Here is a 22007-nt window from a genome sequence, read left to right as displayed (position 1 = left end):
TCACCTCTTAAGAACCACTAACTGTAAATTTATCAAACATAACAGAAGGCGTTATAACGCCACCAAAATCTCTTGCGTCATCAAATATAGCAATTACATTGTATAGCAAATCTGCTAAATTGCCTGTTAAAACTAACTCACCAAAAGGAGTGATTTTTTCTCCATTTTTATAATAAGTTCCATTAATACCAATAGAGAAATTACCACTAATTGGATCAGCCATATGCATCCCCATAACCTCGGTAACAAACAAAACATTATCAAATTTACCAATTTCATCAAAAGATACAATATTTTCTCCAGTTAAAATTAGGTTGGACGGGCTTATACCTAATTTACCACTCCCAGATATAGAAGCATTCCCAGTATTCTTATGATTTAATTTTTTTGATGTATAACTATTGTGTAAATACCCTTGTAATAAGCCATCTTTAAATATTTCTGTTTTTCCTCCAGCGACCCCTTCATCATCAAAATAATAACTACCAACGCATCCTTCCATCTTCGAATCATCATAAAGGTTAATAATCTTAGAGGTGATATTTTCACCAATTTTATTTTTTAAAAAGCTTTTATTTTTCAAAATATTCTCTGCATTTACCAGCTCAGCTATCAAATCTAAAAATTCTGCCATCACACTATTTTTAAAAACGATATAATATTTTCCACTTTTGAGTTTTTTGCTACCCAGTAAATCCACTGCTTCTCTGGCAGCTCTTTGACCTACCATATTATAATCAAAATCATCGTAGAAAACTGTACTTAAAAAATCATAACCACTCTGCGAATCATTCCCATCTTCAGCAACAACATATGTCGAACCACTAAATGAGGTTGTTTCTTCAAGTAAAACTTCTCCATTAGAAAAAATTATATGCCTTTTTTCAAGATTTGCTGAAAAACTTGTGAACCTAACCTTTTTAATAAAATCACTATAATTTAATGCATTAGCTTCAATTTCTAATGCAGTATTTAATAACAGATTTGTACTAAATTGCTCATAACTGTTATCTTTTAGATAAAGTTGATTCTCGTATTTATCATCGCTACATAATAACTGATAATTATCTTTAGGAAGATAGACAAAAACATCCTTTACTTCATTTAACATGTTTTTTATATCATTAAAAGAGCCTTCAGAAACCCTAAAAGCATAGTGTTTTCCATCCTTAAGCAATCTTATAAAATGATCCCTGCTTTTATCAATATTATAATCCTCTATCTCCCCCTGCTTTACAGAAACCTTTTTCCTTTCATTTTCTATTATTAAAACTGTGATATCATCATACAATTTTAAACCATACTCTATAATATCCAAATAATTCATCTATATCTCCTTGATCATTGCAGTTTCATCACAATCTGGGAATTTACAACATTTTAAACAATCCGACCAAATCTTTTTTGGTAATTCATTTTTATCTACAACTCTAAATCCCAATTTGGCAAAAAATTCAATTTGATAGGTTAAAGCAAAAATTTTTTTAACACCAATTTCCTTTGCTTTTTCAATACATTTTTCTACTAAAATTCTACCGACCCCTTTTTTATGCAAATTTTTATCTACTGCCAATGACCTTATTTCAGCTAAATCCTCCCATGATGGATATAGAGCGCAACAACCAATAACTTTCCCATCTTCTTCATATACAAAATACTTAAGAATATTTTCATATACCTCATTTATGCTTAAAGGTAGCATCATACCATCTTTTGCATAACTATTCACTAAATCCTGTATAAATTTAGCATCTGTCATCAATGCATTTCTAACCATTTACAACCTTTACGAATTTCTTGAATAACTCTACAGCAGTATCTTTATCAGGTAATAAATTATAACCCTTCCTTGCTTTAATTACAACTTTAGTAGCGTTTGATGTTAAAGGTTTAGCCCTAAAATATATTTTTTTCTTTCCAATTTCAGCGTCTATTTTGCCCTCTGATATTGAAACAAGAATCAATTTCCCATTTTCATTTTTTATTATTTGAGAAAATACCTCCACTGCTCTCTCTTTAGAAATTGGGAAATTATCTGATACACCATCTGCAGTCAAACTATATGTTGCACCAGCACCTGCTCCAGCAGCAACAACTACAGGTGCTACACAAGAGACAGTAGATCCTAAAATAAAACAAGCAACTATAATAACTAATATTTTTTGCATACCATCCTCCAGTATTGATGTCTACTTTTAATAATACTAACTTTTTTTATAATATTTTTCAACTAGATAGTTAAACTGACAATTGTAATATCTTTTGTTCATTAAAAAATAATTTGACATATTAAGATAAAAAGAGTATTTTAATCCTAATATGAGGTAATTATTATGAAATTAACAAAAGCAGCTGATTATGCATTAAGAGTAATGTTATTTATTGCGTCAAGTGATAAAGATAAAACCTTCATGAGAAGTGAATTGTCTGAAATATGTGATATACCTGATAGTTTTTTGGGGAAAATACTACAGACTTTGGCCAAAAACGGGTTGTTGGATTCATCAAAAGGGAAAAAAGGTGGATTTAAGTTGAGTAAATCTCCTGAAGAAATCACTCTTTACGATATAGTTACAGCTATAGACGGCGATGTATACATAAATGAATGTATTGACAAACCAGAAGTGTGTAAAAGATCAGATATCTGCAAAATAAACAATGTATTAGCAAAAATTAAAAATAATTTTGTTAAAGAGTTAAAAAATTATACCCTCAAGGACCTGTTAACAAACAAATAATTTAAAAAAGTTTTTCAGTTTTAAATTCTATCTTAAAACCTGTAAACTCTGAGTTTGAATAAAGTTTAAACATTATATTGTTTTTTTTACATATTTCACTAATTATATACAACCCCAACCCAGTGCCATTTTTTTTGGTTGAATAAAAAGGTTTTAAAACATTTTCCAATATTTCATCAGAAATACCTGGCCCATTATCAGTATATATTAAATAATTATACTTATCATCGCTGAAAGTTTTAATAGCAATTTTTGCATCATTTTTTACTTCATAAGAGTTTATTATCAAATTCCAAAAAATCTGTCTTAATTCTAATTCTGTTATTAGAATTTTATAATTTTCTTGTAAATCTAAATCAAAAGTTAATTCCTCAAAAAGCTCATTAATTCTAAAATAATTTATAAAACTATCAATAAAATCACATATATAAATGTACTCTTTACTCTTTTTAGCAGGTTTACTAAAATAAAGTAAATTATTTAGTATCATATCAAGCTTATTAATTTCTCTTTCTAATATATCAACTAGCTTTTTATTAGGTATTTGCTTCTTTATTATTTGAATACTCCCTTTGATTGCACCAAGAGGGTTTTTTATTTCATGAGCAACTATTGTAGAAAACTGACCTAAATTTGCTAATTTCTGTTTTCTTTCAAGTTCAATTTTAAGATTTTCTTTCTCAGTAACATCCTGAAATATTAATAGCTTCCCAACTTTTTTATTAGATTCATTAGTAAAATCCTGAACTCTATAACCAATAAATTTATTATTAAATTCTAAAATATCTTCTCTTTTATCTTCTGAGATATCAAAACCAAACTGTTTTAAGCTCTTACCAACAATTCTTTCATTGATACCTAATATCTTTTTACCTGCATCATTAAGCGATACTATTTTATTGTTATTATCTAATAATGTGATCCCAATACCTATATTTTTGACAATCAATTCGTGAATGTCATGTAACTCTTCATATTCCCTAAGTCTTTTCTTATACAGGAAATGTAAATAAGAAGTTAGAATATAAATAAGTAAAAAGGCAAAAATATACTGAAACTGATATGATAAATAAGTAAAATTTATATTTTTATCAGCCTGAAAAATGTATAATAATACAAATGAAGAAAATATAAATTCTAAGAGACCTAAAATACCTAATTTATATCCGAAAACAAACGATAAATAACCTATTATAAAGGCAAAAAATATAATATAAGGGCTATCTAAAAAGTTTGTGCGATACATAAGGTAAGTGATTAAAAAAGTATCAAATAACGATTGAAATATTAATACATGTTTACTGTCTAGAGTATAATTCATAATAAAGACAATCAATGTCATAAATGCTATAAAAATTGCCAAAATGATTAGCTCATTTACGATAAAATTTACCTGATTACTAAAGTAAGTGAATAAAAAAATAAGATAAAATATTACTAACCTTATCAGTAAAATAATATTATTAATTAAAGTTAGATTGAATATTGAGCCACTAACTTTACTGTTTTTTGTTTTTATCATCCAACCACAGAACCAAGCTTAAAGATAGGTAAGTACATAGCAATAATTACAAAACCAACTGCACCACCCACAAAAATCATAAGCATTGGCTCTATCATTTTAGTTAAACCTTCAACTGTTCTATCTACCTCATCATCGTAAAAGTCAGCAATTTTTGTAAGCATTTTATCTAGAGCACCAGTTTCCTCACCAACAGCTATCATCTGGGTCACCATTGGTGGGAAAACCCCAGCTTTTTCAAGTGGCTGGACAACAGTTTTACCTGCTTCAATATCTACTTTACTTTTCAACAAATGCTTTTCAATAACCTTATTACCACTTGTTTTAGCAACTATATCAAGGGCATCTAATATGGCAACCCCACTGCTTAATAATGTACCAAATGTCCTTGCAAACTTTGATATGGCTACTTTTCTAATTAAATCACCTATCTTGGGTACTTTTAATAAAAGTTTATCAAAGAAATATCTACCTTTTTCAGATTTTTTATAAATTATGCCAATAGTAACAACAGTAACAATCAAACCTCCAAAAATTAATCCACCACCATACCAGCTTGATAAAAAATTACTCATAGCTATTGTAAACTGTGTCAAGGCAGGCAATTGTCCTCCAAAACCCTCATACATTTCTTTAAATTTTGGGATAATAAATACCATCAAACCCCAAACAACTAAAACAGCAACAATTAATACTATAGAAGGGTACATCATAGCTGATTTTACTTTTCTTTTAAGAGAAATTGCCTTTTCCATATATTGAGATAATCTATCAAGAATATCATCCAATAAACCACCAGCCTCACCAGCTGCTACCATATTTATATACAAATCACCAAAAATATTTTTATGTTTTTCTAAGGCTCTACTAAAAGATTGCCCCTGCTCAATATCCTCTTTTATCTCTAAAAATATCTTACGAAATTTTTTCTTAGGTGTTTGCGCTGAAATGATGTCGAGTGCTCTAACAATTGGCAAACCAGCATTTATCATTGTTGCAAGCTGCCTTGTAGCCACTACAACATCCATATCTGTAATTTTCTCACCAAATGATAATTCTATATTCTTCCAGTCCATTTTCAATTCATATATTTCAATCTTGCGAGATTTAAGGGTATTCATTGCCTCTTGCTTATTCTTTGCTTCTATGATACCAGAAACAGGCTTCCCCAAACTATCTTTACCTTTGTAAATAAATTTAGCCATCTTTTAACCCCTTTATTTTAAAATCTACCTCTATTTTTAATTCCACCTTGATCAATCATATTTCTTACTTCATCAGGGTATACTGCTCTATTAATTGCATCTTCATAAGTTATAAGACCTTTTTTATAAAGCTCATATAGCGATTGACTCATTGTAATCATTCCATGCTCTTCCTGACCAGTTTGCATCATTGAGTAAATTTGATGTAATTTATCTTCTCTAATTAGATTTCTTATAGCTGGATTTGGTATCAAAACTTCACAAGCAAGCACTCTCCCTTTTCCATCTGCTCTCTGTAGCAACTGTTGACATATTACCCCTTCTAAAACAAACGACAGCTGTGCCCTAATTTGTGGCTGCTGGTGAGGAGGAAAAACATCAATGATTCTGTTAATAGTTTGTACGGCACTATTTGTATGCAATGTTCCAAAAGTCAGGTGACCAGTTTCAGATACAGTCAAAGCTGCTTCAATTGTTTCTAAATCTCTCATCTCACCTATTAAAACAACATCCGGGTCTTGCCTTAAAATATACTTCAATGCTGTGATAAAAGACTTAGTATCGGCATGAACTTCTCTTTGGTTAACAACTGCCTGTTTATGCGGATGAAGATATTCTATTGGGTCTTCTATTGTAATAATATGCACTTTTTTCTCATTATTAATTTTATCAATCATAGCAGCAAGTGTTGTAGACTTCCCGCTCCCTGTAGGCCCAGTTACTAATATGAGTCCTCTCGGTTTATCACATAATGTTTTAATAATTGGTGGCAATCCCAACTCTTCAAAACCCATAACTTTATAAGGGATTCTTCTAAAAGCTGCAGCTACTGCACCTCTTTGCATAAAAATATTTGCCCTGAACCTACTCACACCTTTAATTCCAAAAGAGAAGTCTAATTCCCACTCCTCTTCAAATCTTTTCTTTTGAGCTTCTGTCAATATAGAATAACACATCTGTTTTGTAACGGATGGTGTTAAAACTTCCCCATCAATTCTTACAAGCTCACCATTTACTCTATAAACTGGTTGTGTACCAACTGTAATGTGTAAATCACTTGCATTAATTTCTATCATCTTTTTCAATAAATCCTGCAATGAATACATATTCGCCCTCCTAATCTGCAAAGGTTACTCTTACAACCTCTTCTATGGTTGTTACACCTTTTTTTACTTTTTCCAAACCACTCCTCCTAAGAGTTATCATCCCCTCATCGATTGCCATTTTCTTTATCTCAGTAGCATTCGCACCTCTTAAAACAAGCTCTCGTATATTCTCTGATACTTCCATTACTTCATATAGAGCAACCCTTCCTTTATAACCAGTACCACTACAATGATCACAACCTTTACCTTTATAAACTTTAAATTTACCTATCTCATCCTTTCTAAAACCAACAGATAATAAAGCTTCTTTAGGTAAATTAATCTCAGTTTTACACTTGGTACAAATTTTTCTTGCTAACCTTTGAGCCAAAATCAACACAGTGGATGATGCAACCAAAAATGGTTCAATCCCCATATTTAATAACCTATTAACAGTACTGGGAGCATCATTTGTGTGTAAAGTGGACAAAACTAAATGACCGGTAAGGGCAGCTTTTATAGCTATTTCAGCAGTTTCATAATCTCTAATTTCACCAACCATTATAATATCCGGGTCTTGCCTCAAAAAACTTCTCAAAGCTGCCGCAAAATTTAATCCAATCTCCTCTTTCATTTGCACCTGATTAATACCAAAGATATTGTATTCAACTGGATCTTCAGCAGTCATTATATTTACTTCTTCTTTATTCAAACGACTCAAAGCTGAATAAAGAGTCGTAGATTTACCACTACCAGTAGGCCCAGTAACCAACACCATACCATATGGACTCTCAATTGCTTTTATAAACCTTTCCAAAGAGCTCTCTTCAAACCCTAATTTTTCAAGATCTAATTGCAAATTAGATTTGTCCAGTATCCTTAACACCACTTTTTCGCCATACAACACAGGCAAAGTGGATACCCTCATATCAATAGATCTACCCTGAAGTTTTATTTTAATCCTACCATCTTGAGGTAACCTTTTTTCTGCGATATCAAGATTTGCAAGAATTTTTAACCTTGAAGTAACTGCATCTTTTATTTTTCTAGGGGGTCGTATCAATTCATGCATAACCCCGTCAACCCTAAGTCTAACTCTAAAATCTTTTTCGTAAGGTTCTACATGTATATCAGATGCTCCACGTTTTACTGCTTCATTTAGTATATAATTAACCAATTTAACAACGGGTGTATCTTCTACTTCTTTTTTCAATGCCTCAGCGCTTTTTTCTTCCTCCTCAAGCTCTTCAAACTCTAAATCTTCTAAATCCATCTCCTCAAATTCTGCTAACACATTTGATTCTGAACTGCCCCTTTTTTCTAAAAATTCCCTGATAGCTGATTCAACAGCAACATAGGGTTTAATATTAAAACCAGTTAGGAATCTTAATTCTTCCATTGCGTAAACATTTGAAGGATCAGCTATAGCCACTTTTAAAGTCTGCCCTTCTCTATCAAAAGGAACTACCAAAAACTTTTGCATCATCTCTTGAGGAATCAAAGATAATATTTTGTCATCAACCTGAATCTCTTTTAAATCTACAAAAGGAACACCATACTGCTTACTCAAAAACTCAGCAATCTTCTTTTCATCCACATAACCCAACTTAATCAGGATACTACCTAATCTACCACCTTCTTTTTTTTGAATTTCAAGAGCCTTTTCAAGTTGCTCCTCTGTGATAAGATTCTCACTTAATAAAAGCGCTCCAATCTTTGCAGAAACCATTTATCCCTCTATATGTTTTATTATTTTTTTTATATCAAAATTATAACTCTTATTATTCCAAATTTCAAAGGATTTAATTGCTTGCAAAATTAGCATATAAATCCCATCACTTTTTTTATCTACTTCAACCTCTTTAAGAAAAGGCGTTAAACCATTTAACTTATATTGCATATCAAAAGCAAAATCGTTTACAGATAATTTTAAATTCATAAAAACCCCATTATCCAATCCTATGGAACTTGCATTAATAATTATATCACAATTATTTATTATTTCCAAATGTGATAATGAAATTATTTTAACCTTTTCCAATTCAAATTCAGATGCAACTTTTTCAGCTTTTTCAACAGTCCTATTTAATATAATTAAATTCTTATAAGGTTTCCCTTTTAGATAATAAAAAAGAGGTCTAGCAGCTCCTCCACAACCAACAACAACTATTTCTTTATCAAACAAATCCACATTAAACAGTTCAAAAGTTTTTACTATGCCATAATAATCTGTATTAAAACCTGTTAGTTTCCCGTCAGATACTTTTACACAATTTACAGCACCAATTTCATAAGCAACATCATCTACTTCATCTAAATATTTAAAAATTTTCTGCTTATAAGGTAAAGTAATATTAAAACCATCAAAATTTAAACGTAAAAATTTAACAAAATTTTCAAAATCTCTTTCATCAACCTCAAAAGCTACATAACCCGCATTAATTTTGGAATTAAATATAAAGAAATTATGAATTATTGGTGATAAAGAATGTTTAACCGGATTACCTATTAAACAATAATTATTCATCTCCATCTTTTTGTTTTAGCATATCTGGAGTCACAAGGCCAGCAGAAATAACAAACTTTATCCCCTCCTCTACAGACATATCAAGCTCATATACATCTTTTTTAGGAACTATTAAAATAAATCCTGATGTTGGATTTGGGGTTGTGGGTATAAAAATATTATAACATACTTCACCAATTTTACTATTAAAAAACTCAGAAGTATCCTTCGTAACAAATCCGATACTATAAATACCTCGTCTTGGATACTCAATCATAACGACTTTCTTAAAATTTGCCCCTTTTGAGGTTTGAAATGCTTCAATAATCTGTTTTGTTGAAATATAAATTGTTTTCACAAATGGTATATTTCTCAATGTCTTATCTAACAATGTTAAAAACTTTTTCCCAACATAATTTCTCGTAAACAACCCCACAAAGAAAATAATCAATATCATCAAAATAAAAGAAATAAATCGTAACGATGAAACAGGAACATGTATATTAGAGGGTAAATAACGGACCCCTATCTTAAGATAGGGGATCAAAAAGCCACTAAATTTATCAAACACAAAACTTAGGAAAAAATATGTAATTACAATGGGTAATACAGTAAAAATTCCAGCAATGAACGTATTTCTTAAAAAAAGTCTAAATCTTTTCATATTTATTTTGTACCAAACAGCCTATCACCTGCATCACCTAAACCAGGAACTATATATTTTTTCTCATTCAATCTTTCATCCAGCGCAGCAGTATAAATTTTTATATCAGGGTGCGCTTTTGAAAAAGCTTCAACACCTTCTGGTGCAGCAATTAAACACATAAATTTAATATTTTTAACCCCATTTTCTTTTAAAATCCTTGCTGCTTCTACAGCAGAGCCTCCTGTAGCTAACATAGGATCGATCAGAATAAAATCTCTATCTTCACAATCGCTTGGAATTTTAAAGTAATATGTTACTGGTTTAACTGTTTTTGGGTCTCTATAAATCCCGACATGTCCAACTCTTGCAGAAGGGATAAGTTTTAATACTCCATCCACCATCCCTAAACCTGCTCTTAATATTGGTACAAGAACAACCTTCTTCCCTGATACTACCCAAGATTTTGTTTTACAAATAGGAGTCTCAATTTCAATCTCTTCTAAAGGGAAATCTTTAGTTATTTCATAAGCCATTAGCATTGCAATTTCATCCACAAGCTCTTTAAACTCTTTTTTTGGGGTGTTCTTATCTCTCACGTAAGTTAATTTGTGTTTAATTAATGGGTGATCGATTATAATTAAATTTTCATATTTCATTATTTATCCTCCGGTAAAATTGCATTTAAAAATATCCCAACCAAACCTGCCAAACCAATACCACCTAAGCTTATTCTCCAAAAAGAGATAACCATATCGCCTATACCTATTACCAACACAACAGACGCAATAACCAAGTTTCTCGATTTACTCATATTAACTTTATTTTTAACTAAAGAACCTATACCAATTGCAGCTATCATACCAAACAATAAGATAAGTATACCACCCATTACAGGAACGGGTATGGTTTTTAAAACAGCACCCAATTTACCAAAAAAAGATAAAATAATAGCAGTAATAGCTGCAACTGTCATATAAACAGGATTAAACGCTTTTGTTAAAGCAACAGCGCCAGTAACTTCTGAATATGTGGTATTAGGTGGTCCACCCAATAAAGATGCAAGAGCTGTAGCTAAACCATCCCCTGTCAAAGTTCTATGCAATCCTGGATCCTCTAAATAGTTTTTACCAGTCACAGAAGATATTGCCAACACATCACCAACATGCTCTATAGCTGGAGCAATAGCAACAGGCACAATATACATTATTGCAGCCAGATCAAAAACAGGTACAGCATAACTTCCATTTTTAATTGCCTCAACCCAAGGGATACTAAACCATTTCGCCTGAATAACCGGGGTAAAATCAACAACACCCATCAAAAGGGAAACTATATAACCTACAAAAATACCAGTTAGAATTGGGATTAGACTTAATATTCTTTTACCATACATTACGACCAAGATAGCAGTAATCAACGATACTAAAGAGATAACCATTGCTTTTGGATCAAAATTACCAGATCCATCAAAACTTTTTGCCATTTTAACAGCAACAGGCGCAAGCTTCAAACCAATAACCATAATAACTGGCCCTGTTACAATTGGGGGAAGATACCTTTCAATCGCTTTTATCCCACCTTTTTTGACTAATAACGCAAATATCAAATAAACTAAACCTGCACAAGTTAAACCACCTAATGTTTTTGCTACACCAAAATGTTTCATCCCATACTGAATGGGAGCTATAAAAGCAAATGAGCTTGCTAAAAATACAGGTACTTTTCTTTTAGTAATAAATTGAAATAACAATGTCCCAGCACCAGCAGTAAAAAGTGCAATAGATGGATCAAGACCTGTCAATAAAGGAACTAAGACAAGGGCTCCAAATGCTACAAAAAGCATCTGAACACCAACAATTAACGTTTTGAAAGCACTATCGTTCATCATTCCTCCTTGTAATTTTTTATGTATACCTAATAATTGGAATTATGATTAAATATCTGTCTTTCTAATAGCCTGTCATAGCTAGTCCATCCTTCATCAACTTTTTCTTTTTCTAATAAAGACTTAAACGTATTAAGTTTAGCATCCATATCATCTATATAATGTAGCAACAATGCCTCTTTCGTTTTTGGTTTTTTAGGTGAACCATACTCTAAGATACCATGATGTGAAGCAATCATATGATTTATTAAACTTTTTAACCTACTTGGAAACCCATCAATTTGGCTGATATATTTATTTATCAAATCTATACCTAAGAGCAAATGCCCTAAAAGCTTACCATCTTCTGTATAATCAAAACTTTCATCAATTGTGAGCTCAAAAAGTTTTCCAATATCATGAAATAGAGCACCTACTACAAGGAGTTCTTTATCAATGTCTTGGGAGTAATAGTCTGATAATATCAAAGCTAATTTTACAACCGAAAATGTATGCTCCAATAAACCACCAATATAAGCATGATGAACATTTTTAGCTGCAGGGATAACTTTAAATTTTTCTATTATCTCTTTGTCATTAAAAAATTTATTTAAAAGTTCAACAAGATATCTATTATTGATATTTTGAAATATTAGATTTTTCATCTCAATTAACATTTTATCAACATCGTTTTCTGTTTTTGGGAAAAAATCAAAACGATTTTCACCTTCAACCAATGACATATCCAAAATCTTAAACTGTGGTTGACCGTTGTAATGCTGAATATTTGCAATCACTTCAACAATATGACCTTTTTCTGGATCAAATTTTAGTTTATTACTATCAAACATTATACCATTAAATGTATTTCCATCCTTATCCATCAAAATAACTTTGATATAAGGTCTGTTATCTTTAGTAACACTTTTGTTTATTTCAAATATTAAATACTTACTACCTTTAATTCTTAAATCCATTATTTACCACCTACAGTTATTTTAGGAATTCTCAATGTTGGTTGAGCATCACTCACTGGCACTCCCTGTCCATCTTTACCACATGTACCTATTCCAAAACCAAGATCATTCCCAACCATATCTATTTCCATCATAATTTTTGGACCATTACCGATCAGTGTGGCATTTTTTACAGGATTCTGTATTTTACCATTTTTTATCAAATACCCTTCGTTTACTTCAAAAACAAAATCACCATTTACAGTGTTTACCTGCCCACCACCCATTTTAACAACAAACAAACCTTCATCAACTGAACTAATAATATCATCAGGGTTATCATTTCCTGGAGCTATTAAGGTATTAGTCATTCTAACAATTGGTTTGTATCTGTAAGATTGTCTTCTACCATTTCCAGTACTTTGGCAATTATTTTTCATTGCATATAATCTATCATACATATAGTTTTTTAAAACCCCATTTTCAATCAGTACTGTTCTCTGAGCTTCAACTCCTTCATCATCAAAATAAAAACTCCCTCTTTTTCCATCCAAGGTTGCATCATCTATAACTGTAATCTTCTCTGACGCTACTTTTTCTCCGATCTTATTTTGATAAACACTTAGCCCATTAGTAGCAAGATCTGCTTCTAAACCATGACCAACAGCTTCATGAACCATCGTCCCACCAGCATTGCTGGATAAAATCACACACATTTCACCCGCAGGTGCATAATCAGCTTCTAGATTTTGCAAGGCTCTTTTCAACGCATTTTTACTTACAATTTCAACCCTTTCTTCAAGAAGTTTATCAAAAGAGTAAAGGCCACCAATAGACTCATACCCGGTTTGTAAAACTCCATCCTTTTCACATATAACTGTGCAAAAAAGAGTTACATAATTTAATTCTTGTGATAAGTCATTTCCATCACTGGTTATAATTCTTATATTCTTCTTGGTTTCTTTAAAATTTGTGGAAACCTGCTTTGTAAATTTCGATCCCCAAGCAATAGAATCTACGTTTTTTATCTTGTCAATTTTTGACGTTAAATTATAGGTTTTGTTAGATTTTTCATATTCATAGCTAACTGTTTTCTCAATTGAAAATATGTCATTTTTCTCTGAAGACTCTGACATTTCACACAAATTTTCCACACATTCTTGAATATCTTTGATGTCGAAGCTTGTTGTATAGGCATAATAAGTTTTATAATTTTTGATTATACGTAAGCCTATACCTGAATCCTTTATTTTTTCAAAACGATCTAATTTCCCACTTTCAAAAACTATCGTATCATAAACAGTATTTTCAATATAGATATCAGCATAATCTGAAAACTTATACAAATCCTCTAAGATATCATAAAAAAAACTTTTACCATTCATCTACACTCTCACTTTCTTCTATTGTCAAATTTTCAATCTTTACTCCTTCACTTTTTAATGCGTCTAAAACTTCCATAGCATATTTATATAAACCGTTTGTTGAATATACAACAACTTTACCCTCTTTTTTATCTATAGTTCTAACTATACCTAACCCCTCATAAGAGTCCATGATACTGTTAATATAAATAATATTCTTTTTATCTGTTGTAAATTTAATACGAACAGAATACAAGTCGGTCATTTGATCTCCAAAAATGTTAAGTCCACTCTTTTTGATAATATATCATAGTCACTATCTTTTAATAAAGAGGATTTTTCAATAAAAATTGAAGTTAAACCTAAGTTATTTATGAAATTAACAAATTGATCAATATCGTTTTTAATAAATCTAAAATCATACAAAAAAAAACCTGATTTAAATAAAAAAAAATCTTTTTTTATAAATATTGGCTGCTTCAATTCATTAAAACTGTTAATTAAATCAGTCAATCTCCCTTTATAAAAAAAATCCAGTAAAAGCGATAATCCTCTACATTTAAAATCTTCAAAATTAAAGTCTATAAACACAGGAAAAATCTCTGTACCATCGAAAGAACAGACAAATTTATTCATTATCCTCTTTCTATATTAAAATCTTTACGTATTTTTTCTAAAACTCCATTCACAAATGAAGCAGCTTTTTCATCTTCATACTTTTTAGCCAATGTTGTATACTCATCAAGTATGGCATAAACTGGAGTCTCAGTATTAAACAATTCTGCAATACCTAATCTCAGCGTATTTTTTACGGTTTCAGTCAATCTCTCAAATGTCCACCCTTCTTTTAAATACTTAGAAATTATATCATCAGCATAACCTTTTTTATCTATGACAAGTCTAAACAGTTTATTTGCAAGCAATTTTACCTTTTCATTTTTCTCTTCATCTAATTCCCAAAACTGCTTAATTAAACGATCAGGCTTAAAATTAGTCATTTCAGCCTGATATAACATTTTAAAAGCCTTTTCTCTAGCAATACTTTTCAATTTCATAACATATTAAATCATCTTTTCAATATTTACAATTTCTAAAGCGGAAAGAGCAGCTTCAGCACCTTTATTACCTGCCTTTGTACCAGCCCTCTCTATTGCCTGTTCAATAGTATCTGTTGTTAAAACACCAAAAATAACAGGAACCTCAGTATCATAAGCAGCTTTCGCAACCCCTTTTGCCACTTCACTTGCCACATAATCAAAATGTGGAGTTCCACCTCTGATAACCGCACCTAAAGCTATCACAGCATCAAATTTCTTAGTTTTAGCAACTTTTTTCGCTAACAAAGGTATTTCAAAAGCACCAGGTGTTTTAAATACTACAATATCTTCCTCTTTTACATTATGTCTAACTAATGCGTCTACTGCACCTGCAACAAGACTTTTAACTATAAAATCGTTAAACCTAGAAGCTACAATAGCAAATTTTAAACCAGTACCATCATATTTACCTTCATAAATTTTTACATTCATCTAATCCTCCAGATTATTTTATATCTAAATCGTGTCCCATCTTTTCCTTTTTAGTTTTTAAATATTTCTCATTTTCTGGTCTCAATCCACAAACAATCGGTACTCTTTCAACAACTTCAAGTCCATAACCGGATAAACATCTTATTTTTTTTGGATTGTTTGTCATAAGTTTTAACTTTTTTACCCCTAAAAACCTTAAAATTTGTGCTCCAAAACCATAATCTCTCAAATCATCTTTAAACCCAAGATGAAGGTTTGCTTCCACAGTATCAAGCCCCTGCTCCTGCAAATGATAGGCTTTAATTTTATTTAACAAACCTATCCCTCTGCCTTCTTGAAACATATAAAGCAAAACACCTCTACCTTCATTTGAAATCATTTCAAGTGCTTTATGTAGCTGATCTCTACAATCACATCTCAAAGAACCAAAAACATCACCTGTTAGACACTGCGAATGAACTCTAACTAAAACAGGATCATCAGTCTTCACATCACCCTTAATTAGAGCAACAGCTTCTTGCCCATCAATTTTATTTCTAAAACCCATAATTTCAAAATCTCCAAAAATAGTTGGCAAATGAGCAATAGCAGCCTCTTCAATTAAAGATTCATGCTCAATTCTGTAAGCTATCAAATCAGCAACTGTCAAAATCTTTAGATCATGATTTTTTGCAAACTCAATAAGTTGAGGCATTCTTGCCATTGTACCATCATCATTCATTATTTCACATATTACTGCTGCAGGATACAGCCCTGCAAGTTTCATCAAATCAACTGAACCCTCTGTTTGACCAGCTCTAACTAATACCCCACCATCTCTTGCTCTTAAAGGAAAAACGTGTCCAGGCCTTGCCAAATCCTCTGGCTTTGTATTTGGATCAATAGCAACCTGAATAGTCCTTGCCCTATCATATGCAGAGATACCAGTCGTCACACCTTCTTTAGCTTCAATTGAAACAGTAAAAGCTGTACCAAATTTTGTATTATTTGAATTCTCATTCACCATAAGAGGCAAATTAAGCTCATCACACCTTTGAGAAGTCAAAGCAAGGCAAATTAATCCTCTTCCATACTTTGCCATAAAATTTATTGCTTCAGGTGTTGCAAACTGTGCAGCTATTACTAAATCACCCTCATTCTCCCTATCTTCGTCATCTACCAAAATTATCATTTTACCTTTTTTTACTTCTTCTATAGCCTCTTCCACTGTTGCCATAACTGATTTATCCATTAATAATCCTCCAGTGACATTAAATTTTGTATATCTTCATATAATTTAGAAGTATCTTTCTCTTTTTTCAACAACTTCTCCAAATATCTTGCTATTACATCCACTTCTATATTTACATAATCACCACTCTTTTTATCTTTTAAATTGGTAACCATAAAAGTATGTGGAATAACAGCAACCTCTATTGTATTAGCTGCAATTTCACTGGCTACAGTAAGGCTAATCCCATCTATTGTTATTGAGCCTTTTACAGCTATATATTTATCTAACTCCGATGGATATAAAATCTGCAACTTATAGGCGTCTTTATATTCCATTATCTTCACTATCTTACCTATCCCATCAACATGACCTTGAACCAAATGACCCCCAAGTCTTTTTTCCAGCGTCAACGCCCTTTCAAGATTAACGGCCCAACCAGTAGTACAATATTTAAATGTACTTCTTTCGATGGATTCATAAGATATATCAGCAGAAAAACTGTTTTCATCTAAATCAACAACTGTTAAACATACACCATTTACAGCTATAGAATCACCTACCTGTGTTTTTTCTAAAACAGTATCGCATTTGATTTTTATTTTAGCAAAATCACTCTTTTTCTGAAAAAATACAACTTTTCCAGTCTCTTCTACAATCCCAGTAAACATCTATTTCTAACCTTATCAGTTAATTTTATTACATATTCAGTATAATCCTTAATTTTTCCACTTATCAAAATATCATTATCAAAATGTTTAACTTCAGCCATCTTCACTTCTATAGCATCCTGAATCTTTTCCACACCATCCCCTTTTATAGAAGAAACTGCATCTCTTCCTCCAATGATTTTAGGTGCAATAAAAAATAAAACTTTGTCAACTTTTCCAGCATCAATAAATCTACCAGCAGTTTCACTCCCACCTTCTATTAAAACGTTTAAAATATTTTTTGAATATAAATACTTTGATATAAAATTTAAATCAAACAACTCACCTATTGATTCATCTTTTACAATCTCAACACCTTCTGAAATTAATTTATCATATTTTTCTTTACTTTTAATATCTTTAACAAATAATATTAACTTATTAGAATAATTTTTGCATAAAAAACTGTTGGTATCAATCTCAAAAAAAGGATCTAAAACTACTTTATAAGGATTAACTTCAGCTTTAATCAGTCTAACATCCAATCTTGGATTATCTCTATTAACAGTATTTACTCCAACAAGTATTGCATCTGAAACACTTCTTATATAATGGACATATACCCTTGATGATTCAGATGTTATCCATTTAGAATCTCCGGTTTTAGTCGCAATTTTACCATCTAAGGATTGAGCAAGTTTTAAAGTGTAATAAGGTTCTTGGTTTAAAACACCCTTTGTAAAGTCTTCAATTATAGATGCACACAATTCTTCATCAAATCCAACGAAAACTTCTACTCCAGCTTCTATAAGTTTGATTATACCTTGTCCAGCAATCTTTGGATTTGGATCAACAACACCTATAAAAACCCTTTTTATTTTATTCTCTATAATTGCATCTACACAAGGTGGCGTTTTCCCATGTATTGAACAAGGCTCAAGAGTAACATATAAATCAGCACCCTCCAAAGGTTCTACAGCATCATTCATAGCATTTATTTCTGCATGGGATTTTCCGTACTCCTCGTGATAACCACGTCCGATAATTTTACCATCCTTTACAATTATCGCACCAACTATAGGGTTAGTTTTGGTATAACCTTTACCGAGCAAAGCCAACTGAACACACTCTTTCATAATATCGTGAGGTTTAATCATATATTTACCTTCTCCCCAATTTTCTTTTCTGTACCATTTAATATCCTTTTTATATTCTCTCTATGTTTATAAATCACAAATATTGCTAAGACAGTAGTGAATATCTTTAAAATTATTGATGCTTCGTTTACCCATATCAAAATTGCCAATACACATGCAGCAATTATAGAGCCCAATGAAACCATTCTAAAAAGAGCAACCACAACGATAAAAGCTATAAAAGCATAAAGCAAATTGTAAGGGGATAAAGCTAAATAAACACCTACACCTGTTGCAACACCTTTTCCACCTTTAAAGTTTAAAAATATTGTAAATGTATGTCCAAAAATGGTTGCAAGAGCTACAAGATAAATAATAAATACATCACCATATATTGTTTTTGCAATATACACAGGTAAAAAACCCTTTAACATATCTATCAAAAATACTATCAAAAATCCATAAAACCCTAAAACTCTACCAGCATTCGTAGCACCAACATTACCACTACCTACTTCTCTTATATCAACCCCTTTTACAAGCTTAACTACAAGATAAGCAGTGGGTATAGAACCTATCAAATATGAGATAATAACTAACAATACACTCATCTCACATACAACCTGTGTAATAACGATCTTTTAAGTCTAATGGCATCAGATTCACAAACCTCATAACAACAGTAACATTCAATACAGTCATTTTTATTTACAACTGGAAATTTATCATTATCTAAACTAATAGCCTCAACTGGACAAGACTTATAGCATAAATAACATTTAATACAATCACTTTTCATTATTTCTGGTTTAACTTTTATACTATCAGCTACAAATTTCTTCAACCAATTTGGTAGAAAATCAATTTTTGTAGAAATAGGCAGTTTAATCCCATTAATTTTAAGATTTTGAGGTAAACAATCTTCAATATTATCAACTTTATCAATAAAATAAATATTAGTTTTACAAAATTCAGGGGGCAGTCCTAATAATTTTGTGATCGCCATATCTAAAACTTCTGCATCATCAGAAAAACCAACTATACCCAATTTATTAGCTCTACCTCTTGATGGCCCTTCACCTTCATGAGCCAATATACCATCAATAAAAGAAATAGTTTTATTTTTTAAAAATTCATAAATTTTTGCAATATTTACACCTAGCTCTTTGTTGACTGGATAATCTTTATGATATTTTACTTTATAATTACCTGGGATCAATCCAAATAGATTTTTAACACATAATGTTAATCCAGTTAGAGAATGCGTTTTTAATTTTGCAAGGTTAATAATACAATCAACATGTTCTACAATGGAACTTAACAATAAACCGTTATAAATTTTAGGGGGGTATTCCTCTATCTTAACAGGGGAAATATTAAATTCATTTATAATATCTAACATTCCTGTTCTTTCTAATACCCTGTTGTAATTAATAAAATTTGCTCCAGGACTATCCCCTATCAAAATTTCAATACTACTATCCAATTCTAATAAAGCCAACACAACCCCTTTTATAAAAAGTGGATGTGTAGTTATAGCTTTATCTGGGGGAGAAGCCTGTAATAAATTTGGTTTGAGTAAAACTTTTTTTTGATTTTTAAATTTTCTACTTTTAGTTAAACTGTTTAAAAAAAAATCTTTAAGTTTTTCTACATCATAATCAGAAACTTTCTCAATTGTTACATTCAATTTTGGTTACCTTTTTTAAAATACTTATAAAAATAATCGATTAATGATAAAACTGAAATAATTACTGAAATATAGAGTAAAATTTTACCCAAATAATACATATCAACCCCTAACAATTTTTCTTTGTATATAATCATAGAAATACTAATCATTTGAAGTGTAGTTTTTATCTTTCCACTCATACCTGCTGGTATGACAACCCCTTTTGTTGAAGCGAAATTTCTTAATGCTCCTACAGCAAATTCTCTAGAAAGTAAAATAATTACTATCCACGCAGGTATCCTCTTAAGCTCCACTAACCCAACTAAAGCTGAAGCCACTAATATTTTATCCGCAATTGGATCAATAATTTTACCCAAATTAGTAACAAGATTATACTTCCTAGCAATATAACCATCTATAAAATCTGTAAAAGAAGCAATAATAAACAAAAAAGCTGCAACAATATTAGAATATCTTTTATCTATAAATAAGAAAATTAAAAATATAGGTACAATAATTAACCTTAAAAAAGTCAGTTGATTTGCAATATTAAAGTTCTTATTTGAGTCCATATTTATCCATCTTATATCGTAAAGTTCTAAGCGTTATACCCAATAACTTAGCTGCTTTAGTTTTATTATAGTTTGTCATACTCAAAGCTTTAACTATATACCTTTTTTCTATATCTGCTATATGATTCTCCAAAGAAAAATTTTCCGGTATTTCTAATTCTTCTTCATTTGTAAAATCATGCTTAACATGTTTATCTTCATTTCCAACAATTTTTAAGCTAATACTTGATGGCAAAATCTTTGATGTTTTTTCAATAATAACAGCTCTCTCAATAATATTTTCTAATTCTCTAACGTTACCTGGAAAAGAATAATTTTCAAGCAATCTTAAAGCTGGGAACGAAATTCCTTTAATATTCTTCATATATTTCTTTGAATATTTATCAATAAAGTGATTAATCAAAAGTAATAAATCATCTTTTCTATCTCTCAAAGGAGGCAAATGAATATTAAATACATTTAATCTGTAAAATAAATCTTCTCTGAACGAACCTTTTTCAATTTCATCTGATAAGTTTTTATTAGTAGCAGCGATAAGTCTTATATCAACTCTTTTTTCTATATTACTACCTATAGGTCTCACAACAGATTCCTGTAACACTCTCAACAACTTTGATTGTAAACTTAAAGGCATATCAGCAATTTCATCTAAAAAAACTGTCCCTCCATTAGCTGCTTCAAAAATACCAGGTTTATCATAATTAGCACCAGTAAAAGCACCCTTTTTATACCCAAACAACTCTGATTCCAAAAGCTCTGATGGGATTGCAGCACAATTAATAGGCACAAAAGGTTTATTGTTTCTATCACTCAACTTATGAATTGCTCTGGCTACCAGCTCCTTCCCTGTACCTGATTCACCAGTGATTAAAACTGTAGCATCACTTTTTGAAACATTTATAATTTCTTTTTTAATATTTATTATTTCAGGACTTTGGCCTATAATTTCTTCTAAGCCTTCACAGCAAGTATCGGCTTCAGCTTTATTGTTTAATAATACCTCATGAATAAGATCTAATAATTCATCAGTATCGAAAGGTTTTGTGATATAATCAACCACGTCGAGTTTTACAGATTCTATTGCCGTTTCATTACTTGCATAAGCAGTCATAAGGATTACAGGTATTTTGAGATTATTTTCTTTACAAAATCGAGCAATATCTAAACCATCTTCATCTTTTAATACTAAATCGGATAAGACTATATCAATCTTCTCTTTTTCTAAAATTTCGATAGCACCAGAAACATCTTTTGCTAAAAATACATTAAAACCTTCATCGACAAACAAAATTTCCAAAAAATCTCTAAAAGATTTTTCATCATCAACAATAAGTATATTGTAACCCATGAAT

General features: G+C 30.9%; 25 protein-coding genes. 1 reads left to right on the top strand and 24 read right to left on the bottom strand.

All coding sequences use genetic code 11. From position 1 onward, the window contains the following. Positions 1 to 7: 7 nt before the first annotated feature. Genes DEFDS_RS05605 through DEFDS_RS05595 form a run of 3 tightly spaced genes read right to left on the bottom strand, consistent with a single transcriptional unit; the run spans position 8 to position 2168 of the window. On the bottom strand, positions 8 to 1327 hold the full coding sequence (locus DEFDS_RS05605) for a TldD/PmbA family protein (protein WP_013007832.1): 1320 nt from the start codon (positions 1325 to 1327) through the stop codon (positions 8 to 10). After that, positions 1328 to 1777 (bottom strand): N-acetyltransferase, encoded by a 450-nt coding sequence (locus tag DEFDS_RS05600; protein WP_013007831.1) that lies wholly within the window; start codon positions 1775 to 1777, stop codon positions 1328 to 1330. It abuts the gene before it with no gap. After that, positions 1770 to 2168 (bottom strand): DUF3568 family protein, encoded by a 399-nt coding sequence (locus DEFDS_RS05595; protein WP_013007830.1) that lies wholly within the window; start codon positions 2166 to 2168, stop codon positions 1770 to 1772. Before DEFDS_RS05595 ends, DEFDS_RS05600 begins: the two co-directional genes overlap by 8 nt. 165 nt (positions 2169 to 2333) lie before the next feature. Here DEFDS_RS05595 and DEFDS_RS05590 point away from each other — a divergent pair, with 165 nt between their 5' ends. Continuing rightward, the gene (locus tag DEFDS_RS05590) at positions 2334 to 2738 is read left to right on the top strand and encodes an RrF2 family transcriptional regulator (RefSeq protein ID WP_013007829.1); all 405 of its coding nucleotides are present in this window, start codon (positions 2334 to 2336) and stop codon (positions 2736 to 2738) included. Position 2739: 1 nt separating this feature from the next. Here DEFDS_RS05590 and DEFDS_RS05585 read toward each other — a convergent pair whose 3' ends face one another. Genes DEFDS_RS05585 through DEFDS_RS05485 form a run of 21 tightly spaced genes read right to left on the bottom strand, consistent with a single transcriptional unit; the run spans position 2740 to position 22003 of the window. Continuing rightward, positions 2740 to 4260: a sensor histidine kinase gene (locus DEFDS_RS05585; protein WP_013007828.1), complete on the bottom strand. Its 1521-nt coding sequence runs from the start codon at positions 4258 to 4260 to the stop codon at positions 2740 to 2742. Beyond that, entirely contained in the window at positions 4257 to 5465 is a 1209-nt protein-coding gene (locus DEFDS_RS05580; RefSeq protein ID WP_013007827.1) for a type II secretion system F family protein, read from the bottom strand. Before DEFDS_RS05580 ends, DEFDS_RS05585 begins: the two co-directional genes overlap by 4 nt. Before the next feature lie 17 nt (positions 5466 to 5482). After that, positions 5483 to 6571 (bottom strand): type IV pilus twitching motility protein PilT, encoded by a 1089-nt coding sequence (locus tag DEFDS_RS05575; RefSeq protein ID WP_013007826.1) that lies wholly within the window; start codon positions 6569 to 6571, stop codon positions 5483 to 5485. 10 nt (positions 6572 to 6581) lie between these two features. Continuing rightward, positions 6582 to 8279, bottom strand: a complete 1698-nt coding sequence (gene pilB / locus DEFDS_RS05570; protein ID WP_013007825.1) for a type IV-A pilus assembly ATPase PilB — start codon at positions 8277 to 8279, stop codon at positions 6582 to 6584. After that, entirely contained in the window at positions 8280 to 9083 is an 804-nt protein-coding gene (gene aroE, locus DEFDS_RS05565; protein ID WP_070206103.1) for a shikimate dehydrogenase, read from the bottom strand. Then, complete coding sequence (locus DEFDS_RS05560) at positions 9070 to 9720, bottom strand: DUF502 domain-containing protein (protein ID WP_013007823.1); 651 nt, start codon at positions 9718 to 9720, stop codon at positions 9070 to 9072. The genes aroE and DEFDS_RS05560 overlap by 14 nt, the downstream gene beginning before the upstream one ends. Before the next feature lie 2 nt (positions 9721 to 9722). Next, positions 9723 to 10358, bottom strand: a complete 636-nt coding sequence (gene upp / locus DEFDS_RS05555) for a uracil phosphoribosyltransferase (protein WP_013007822.1) — start codon at positions 10356 to 10358, stop codon at positions 9723 to 9725. After that, entirely contained in the window at positions 10358 to 11587 is a 1230-nt protein-coding gene (locus DEFDS_RS05550) for a uracil-xanthine permease family protein (RefSeq protein WP_013007821.1), read from the bottom strand. The genes upp and DEFDS_RS05550 overlap by 1 nt, the downstream gene beginning before the upstream one ends. Positions 11588 to 11616: 29 nt before the next feature. Then, positions 11617 to 12543 (bottom strand): 3'-5' exoribonuclease YhaM family protein, encoded by a 927-nt coding sequence (locus DEFDS_RS05545; RefSeq protein ID WP_013007820.1) that lies wholly within the window; start codon positions 12541 to 12543, stop codon positions 11617 to 11619. Next, entirely contained in the window at positions 12543 to 13907 is a 1365-nt protein-coding gene (locus tag DEFDS_RS05540) for a TldD/PmbA family protein (RefSeq protein ID WP_013007819.1), read from the bottom strand. Before DEFDS_RS05540 ends, DEFDS_RS05545 begins: the two co-directional genes overlap by 1 nt. Next, positions 13897 to 14151 carry a DUF4911 domain-containing protein gene (locus tag DEFDS_RS05535; RefSeq protein ID WP_013007818.1) on the bottom strand — a complete coding sequence of 85 codons (255 nt, stop codon included), beginning with the start codon at positions 14149 to 14151 and terminating at the stop codon, positions 13897 to 13899. The genes DEFDS_RS05540 and DEFDS_RS05535 overlap by 11 nt, the downstream gene beginning before the upstream one ends. Beyond that, positions 14148 to 14522 (bottom strand): hypothetical protein, encoded by a 375-nt coding sequence (locus DEFDS_RS05530; protein ID WP_013007817.1) that lies wholly within the window; start codon positions 14520 to 14522, stop codon positions 14148 to 14150. Before DEFDS_RS05530 ends, DEFDS_RS05535 begins: the two co-directional genes overlap by 4 nt. Next, entirely contained in the window at positions 14522 to 14941 is a 420-nt protein-coding gene (gene nusB, locus DEFDS_RS12620; RefSeq protein WP_013007816.1) for a transcription antitermination factor NusB, read from the bottom strand. The genes DEFDS_RS05530 and nusB overlap by 1 nt, the downstream gene beginning before the upstream one ends. Positions 14942 to 14947: 6 nt before the next feature. Then, positions 14948 to 15415, bottom strand: a complete 468-nt coding sequence (ribE, locus tag DEFDS_RS05520) for a 6,7-dimethyl-8-ribityllumazine synthase (protein ID WP_013007815.1) — start codon at positions 15413 to 15415, stop codon at positions 14948 to 14950. A gap of 13 nt (positions 15416 to 15428) precedes the next feature. Further along, complete coding sequence (locus DEFDS_RS05515; protein WP_013007814.1) at positions 15429 to 16646, bottom strand: bifunctional 3,4-dihydroxy-2-butanone-4-phosphate synthase/GTP cyclohydrolase II; 1218 nt, start codon at positions 16644 to 16646, stop codon at positions 15429 to 15431. Further along, complete coding sequence (locus DEFDS_RS05510) at positions 16646 to 17296, bottom strand: riboflavin synthase (protein ID WP_013007813.1); 651 nt, start codon at positions 17294 to 17296, stop codon at positions 16646 to 16648. The genes DEFDS_RS05515 and DEFDS_RS05510 overlap by 1 nt, the downstream gene beginning before the upstream one ends. Continuing rightward, positions 17278 to 18432 (bottom strand): bifunctional diaminohydroxyphosphoribosylaminopyrimidine deaminase/5-amino-6-(5-phosphoribosylamino)uracil reductase RibD, encoded by a 1155-nt coding sequence (ribD, locus tag DEFDS_RS05505; protein WP_013007812.1) that lies wholly within the window; start codon positions 18430 to 18432, stop codon positions 17278 to 17280. Before ribD ends, DEFDS_RS05510 begins: the two co-directional genes overlap by 19 nt. Next, positions 18429 to 19022 (bottom strand): glycerol-3-phosphate 1-O-acyltransferase PlsY, encoded by a 594-nt coding sequence (plsY, locus tag DEFDS_RS05500; RefSeq protein ID WP_013007811.1) that lies wholly within the window; start codon positions 19020 to 19022, stop codon positions 18429 to 18431. Before plsY ends, ribD begins: the two co-directional genes overlap by 4 nt. Continuing rightward, on the bottom strand, positions 19019 to 20101 hold the full coding sequence (locus DEFDS_RS05495; protein ID WP_013007810.1) for a DUF362 domain-containing protein: 1083 nt from the start codon (positions 20099 to 20101) through the stop codon (positions 19019 to 19021). The genes plsY and DEFDS_RS05495 overlap by 4 nt, the downstream gene beginning before the upstream one ends. Further along, positions 20098 to 20655 (bottom strand): CDP-diacylglycerol--glycerol-3-phosphate 3-phosphatidyltransferase, encoded by a 558-nt coding sequence (gene pgsA / locus DEFDS_RS05490; RefSeq protein ID WP_013007809.1) that lies wholly within the window; start codon positions 20653 to 20655, stop codon positions 20098 to 20100. Before pgsA ends, DEFDS_RS05495 begins: the two co-directional genes overlap by 4 nt. Continuing rightward, on the bottom strand, positions 20642 to 22003 hold the full coding sequence (locus tag DEFDS_RS05485) for a sigma-54-dependent transcriptional regulator (protein WP_013007808.1): 1362 nt from the start codon (positions 22001 to 22003) through the stop codon (positions 20642 to 20644). Before DEFDS_RS05485 ends, pgsA begins: the two co-directional genes overlap by 14 nt. Positions 22004 to 22007: the final 4 nt, after the last annotated feature.

It is taken from the genome of Deferribacter desulfuricans SSM1 (genome assembly GCF_000010985.1).
Taxonomy (GTDB): Bacteria; Chrysiogenota; Deferribacteres; order Deferribacterales; family Deferribacteraceae; genus Deferribacter; species Deferribacter desulfuricans.
This window is presented reverse-complemented; position numbering and strand designations above follow the sequence as displayed.

Bases quoted from the DNA above. Each gene is read 5' to 3' on its own strand.
- nusB (WP_013007816.1), bottom strand. From the start codon at position 14,941: ATGAAATTGAAAAGTATTGCTAGAGAAAAGGCTTTTAAAATGTTATAT.
- plsY (WP_013007811.1), bottom strand. From the start codon at position 19,022: ATGAGTGTATTGTTAGTTATTATCTCATATTTGATAGGTTCTATACCC.
- DEFDS_RS05515 (WP_013007814.1), bottom strand. From the start codon at position 16,646: ATGGATAAATCAGTTATGGCAACAGTGGAAGAGGCTATAGAAGAAGTA.
- DEFDS_RS05600 (WP_013007831.1), bottom strand. From the start codon at position 1,777: ATGGTTAGAAATGCATTGATGACAGATGCTAAATTTATACAGGATTTA.
- DEFDS_RS05560 (WP_013007823.1), bottom strand. From the start codon at position 9,720: ATGAAAAGATTTAGACTTTTTTTAAGAAATACGTTCATTGCTGGAATT.
- upp (WP_013007822.1), bottom strand. From the start codon at position 10,358: ATGAAATATGAAAATTTAATTATAATCGATCACCCATTAATTAAACAC.
- ribD (WP_013007812.1), bottom strand. From the start codon at position 18,432: ATGATTAAACCTCACGATATTATGAAAGAGTGTGTTCAGTTGGCTTTG.
- DEFDS_RS05540 (WP_013007819.1), bottom strand. From the start codon at position 13,907: ATGAATGGTAAAAGTTTTTTTTATGATATCTTAGAGGATTTGTATAAG.
- DEFDS_RS05605 (WP_013007832.1), bottom strand. From the start codon at position 1,327: ATGAATTATTTGGATATTATAGAGTATGGTTTAAAATTGTATGATGAT.
- DEFDS_RS05550 (WP_013007821.1), bottom strand. From the start codon at position 11,587: ATGAACGATAGTGCTTTCAAAACGTTAATTGTTGGTGTTCAGATGCTT.
- DEFDS_RS05590 (WP_013007829.1), top strand. From the start codon at position 2,334: ATGAAATTAACAAAAGCAGCTGATTATGCATTAAGAGTAATGTTATTT.
- aroE (WP_070206103.1), bottom strand. From the start codon at position 9,083: ATGGAGATGAATAATTATTGTTTAATAGGTAATCCGGTTAAACATTCT.
- DEFDS_RS05575 (WP_013007826.1), bottom strand. From the start codon at position 6,571: ATGTATTCATTGCAGGATTTATTGAAAAAGATGATAGAAATTAATGCA.
- DEFDS_RS05530 (WP_013007817.1), bottom strand. From the start codon at position 14,522: ATGAATAAATTTGTCTGTTCTTTCGATGGTACAGAGATTTTTCCTGTG.
- pgsA (WP_013007809.1), bottom strand. From the start codon at position 20,655: ATGGACTCAAATAAGAACTTTAATATTGCAAATCAACTGACTTTTTTA.
- DEFDS_RS05485 (WP_013007808.1), bottom strand. From the start codon at position 22,003: ATGGGTTACAATATACTTATTGTTGATGATGAAAAATCTTTTAGAGAT.
- DEFDS_RS05585 (WP_013007828.1), bottom strand. From the start codon at position 4,260: ATGATAAAAACAAAAAACAGTAAAGTTAGTGGCTCAATATTCAATCTA.
- DEFDS_RS05580 (WP_013007827.1), bottom strand. From the start codon at position 5,465: ATGGCTAAATTTATTTACAAAGGTAAAGATAGTTTGGGGAAGCCTGTT.
- pilB (WP_013007825.1), bottom strand. From the start codon at position 8,279: ATGGTTTCTGCAAAGATTGGAGCGCTTTTATTAAGTGAGAATCTTATC.
- DEFDS_RS05535 (WP_013007818.1), bottom strand. From the start codon at position 14,151: ATGACCGACTTGTATTCTGTTCGTATTAAATTTACAACAGATAAAAAG.
- ribE (WP_013007815.1), bottom strand. From the start codon at position 15,415: ATGAATGTAAAAATTTATGAAGGTAAATATGATGGTACTGGTTTAAAA.
- DEFDS_RS05595 (WP_013007830.1), bottom strand. From the start codon at position 2,168: ATGCAAAAAATATTAGTTATTATAGTTGCTTGTTTTATTTTAGGATCT.
- DEFDS_RS05510 (WP_013007813.1), bottom strand. From the start codon at position 17,296: ATGTTTACTGGGATTGTAGAAGAGACTGGAAAAGTTGTATTTTTTCAG.
- DEFDS_RS05545 (WP_013007820.1), bottom strand. From the start codon at position 12,543: ATGGATTTAAGAATTAAAGGTAGTAAGTATTTAATATTTGAAATAAAC.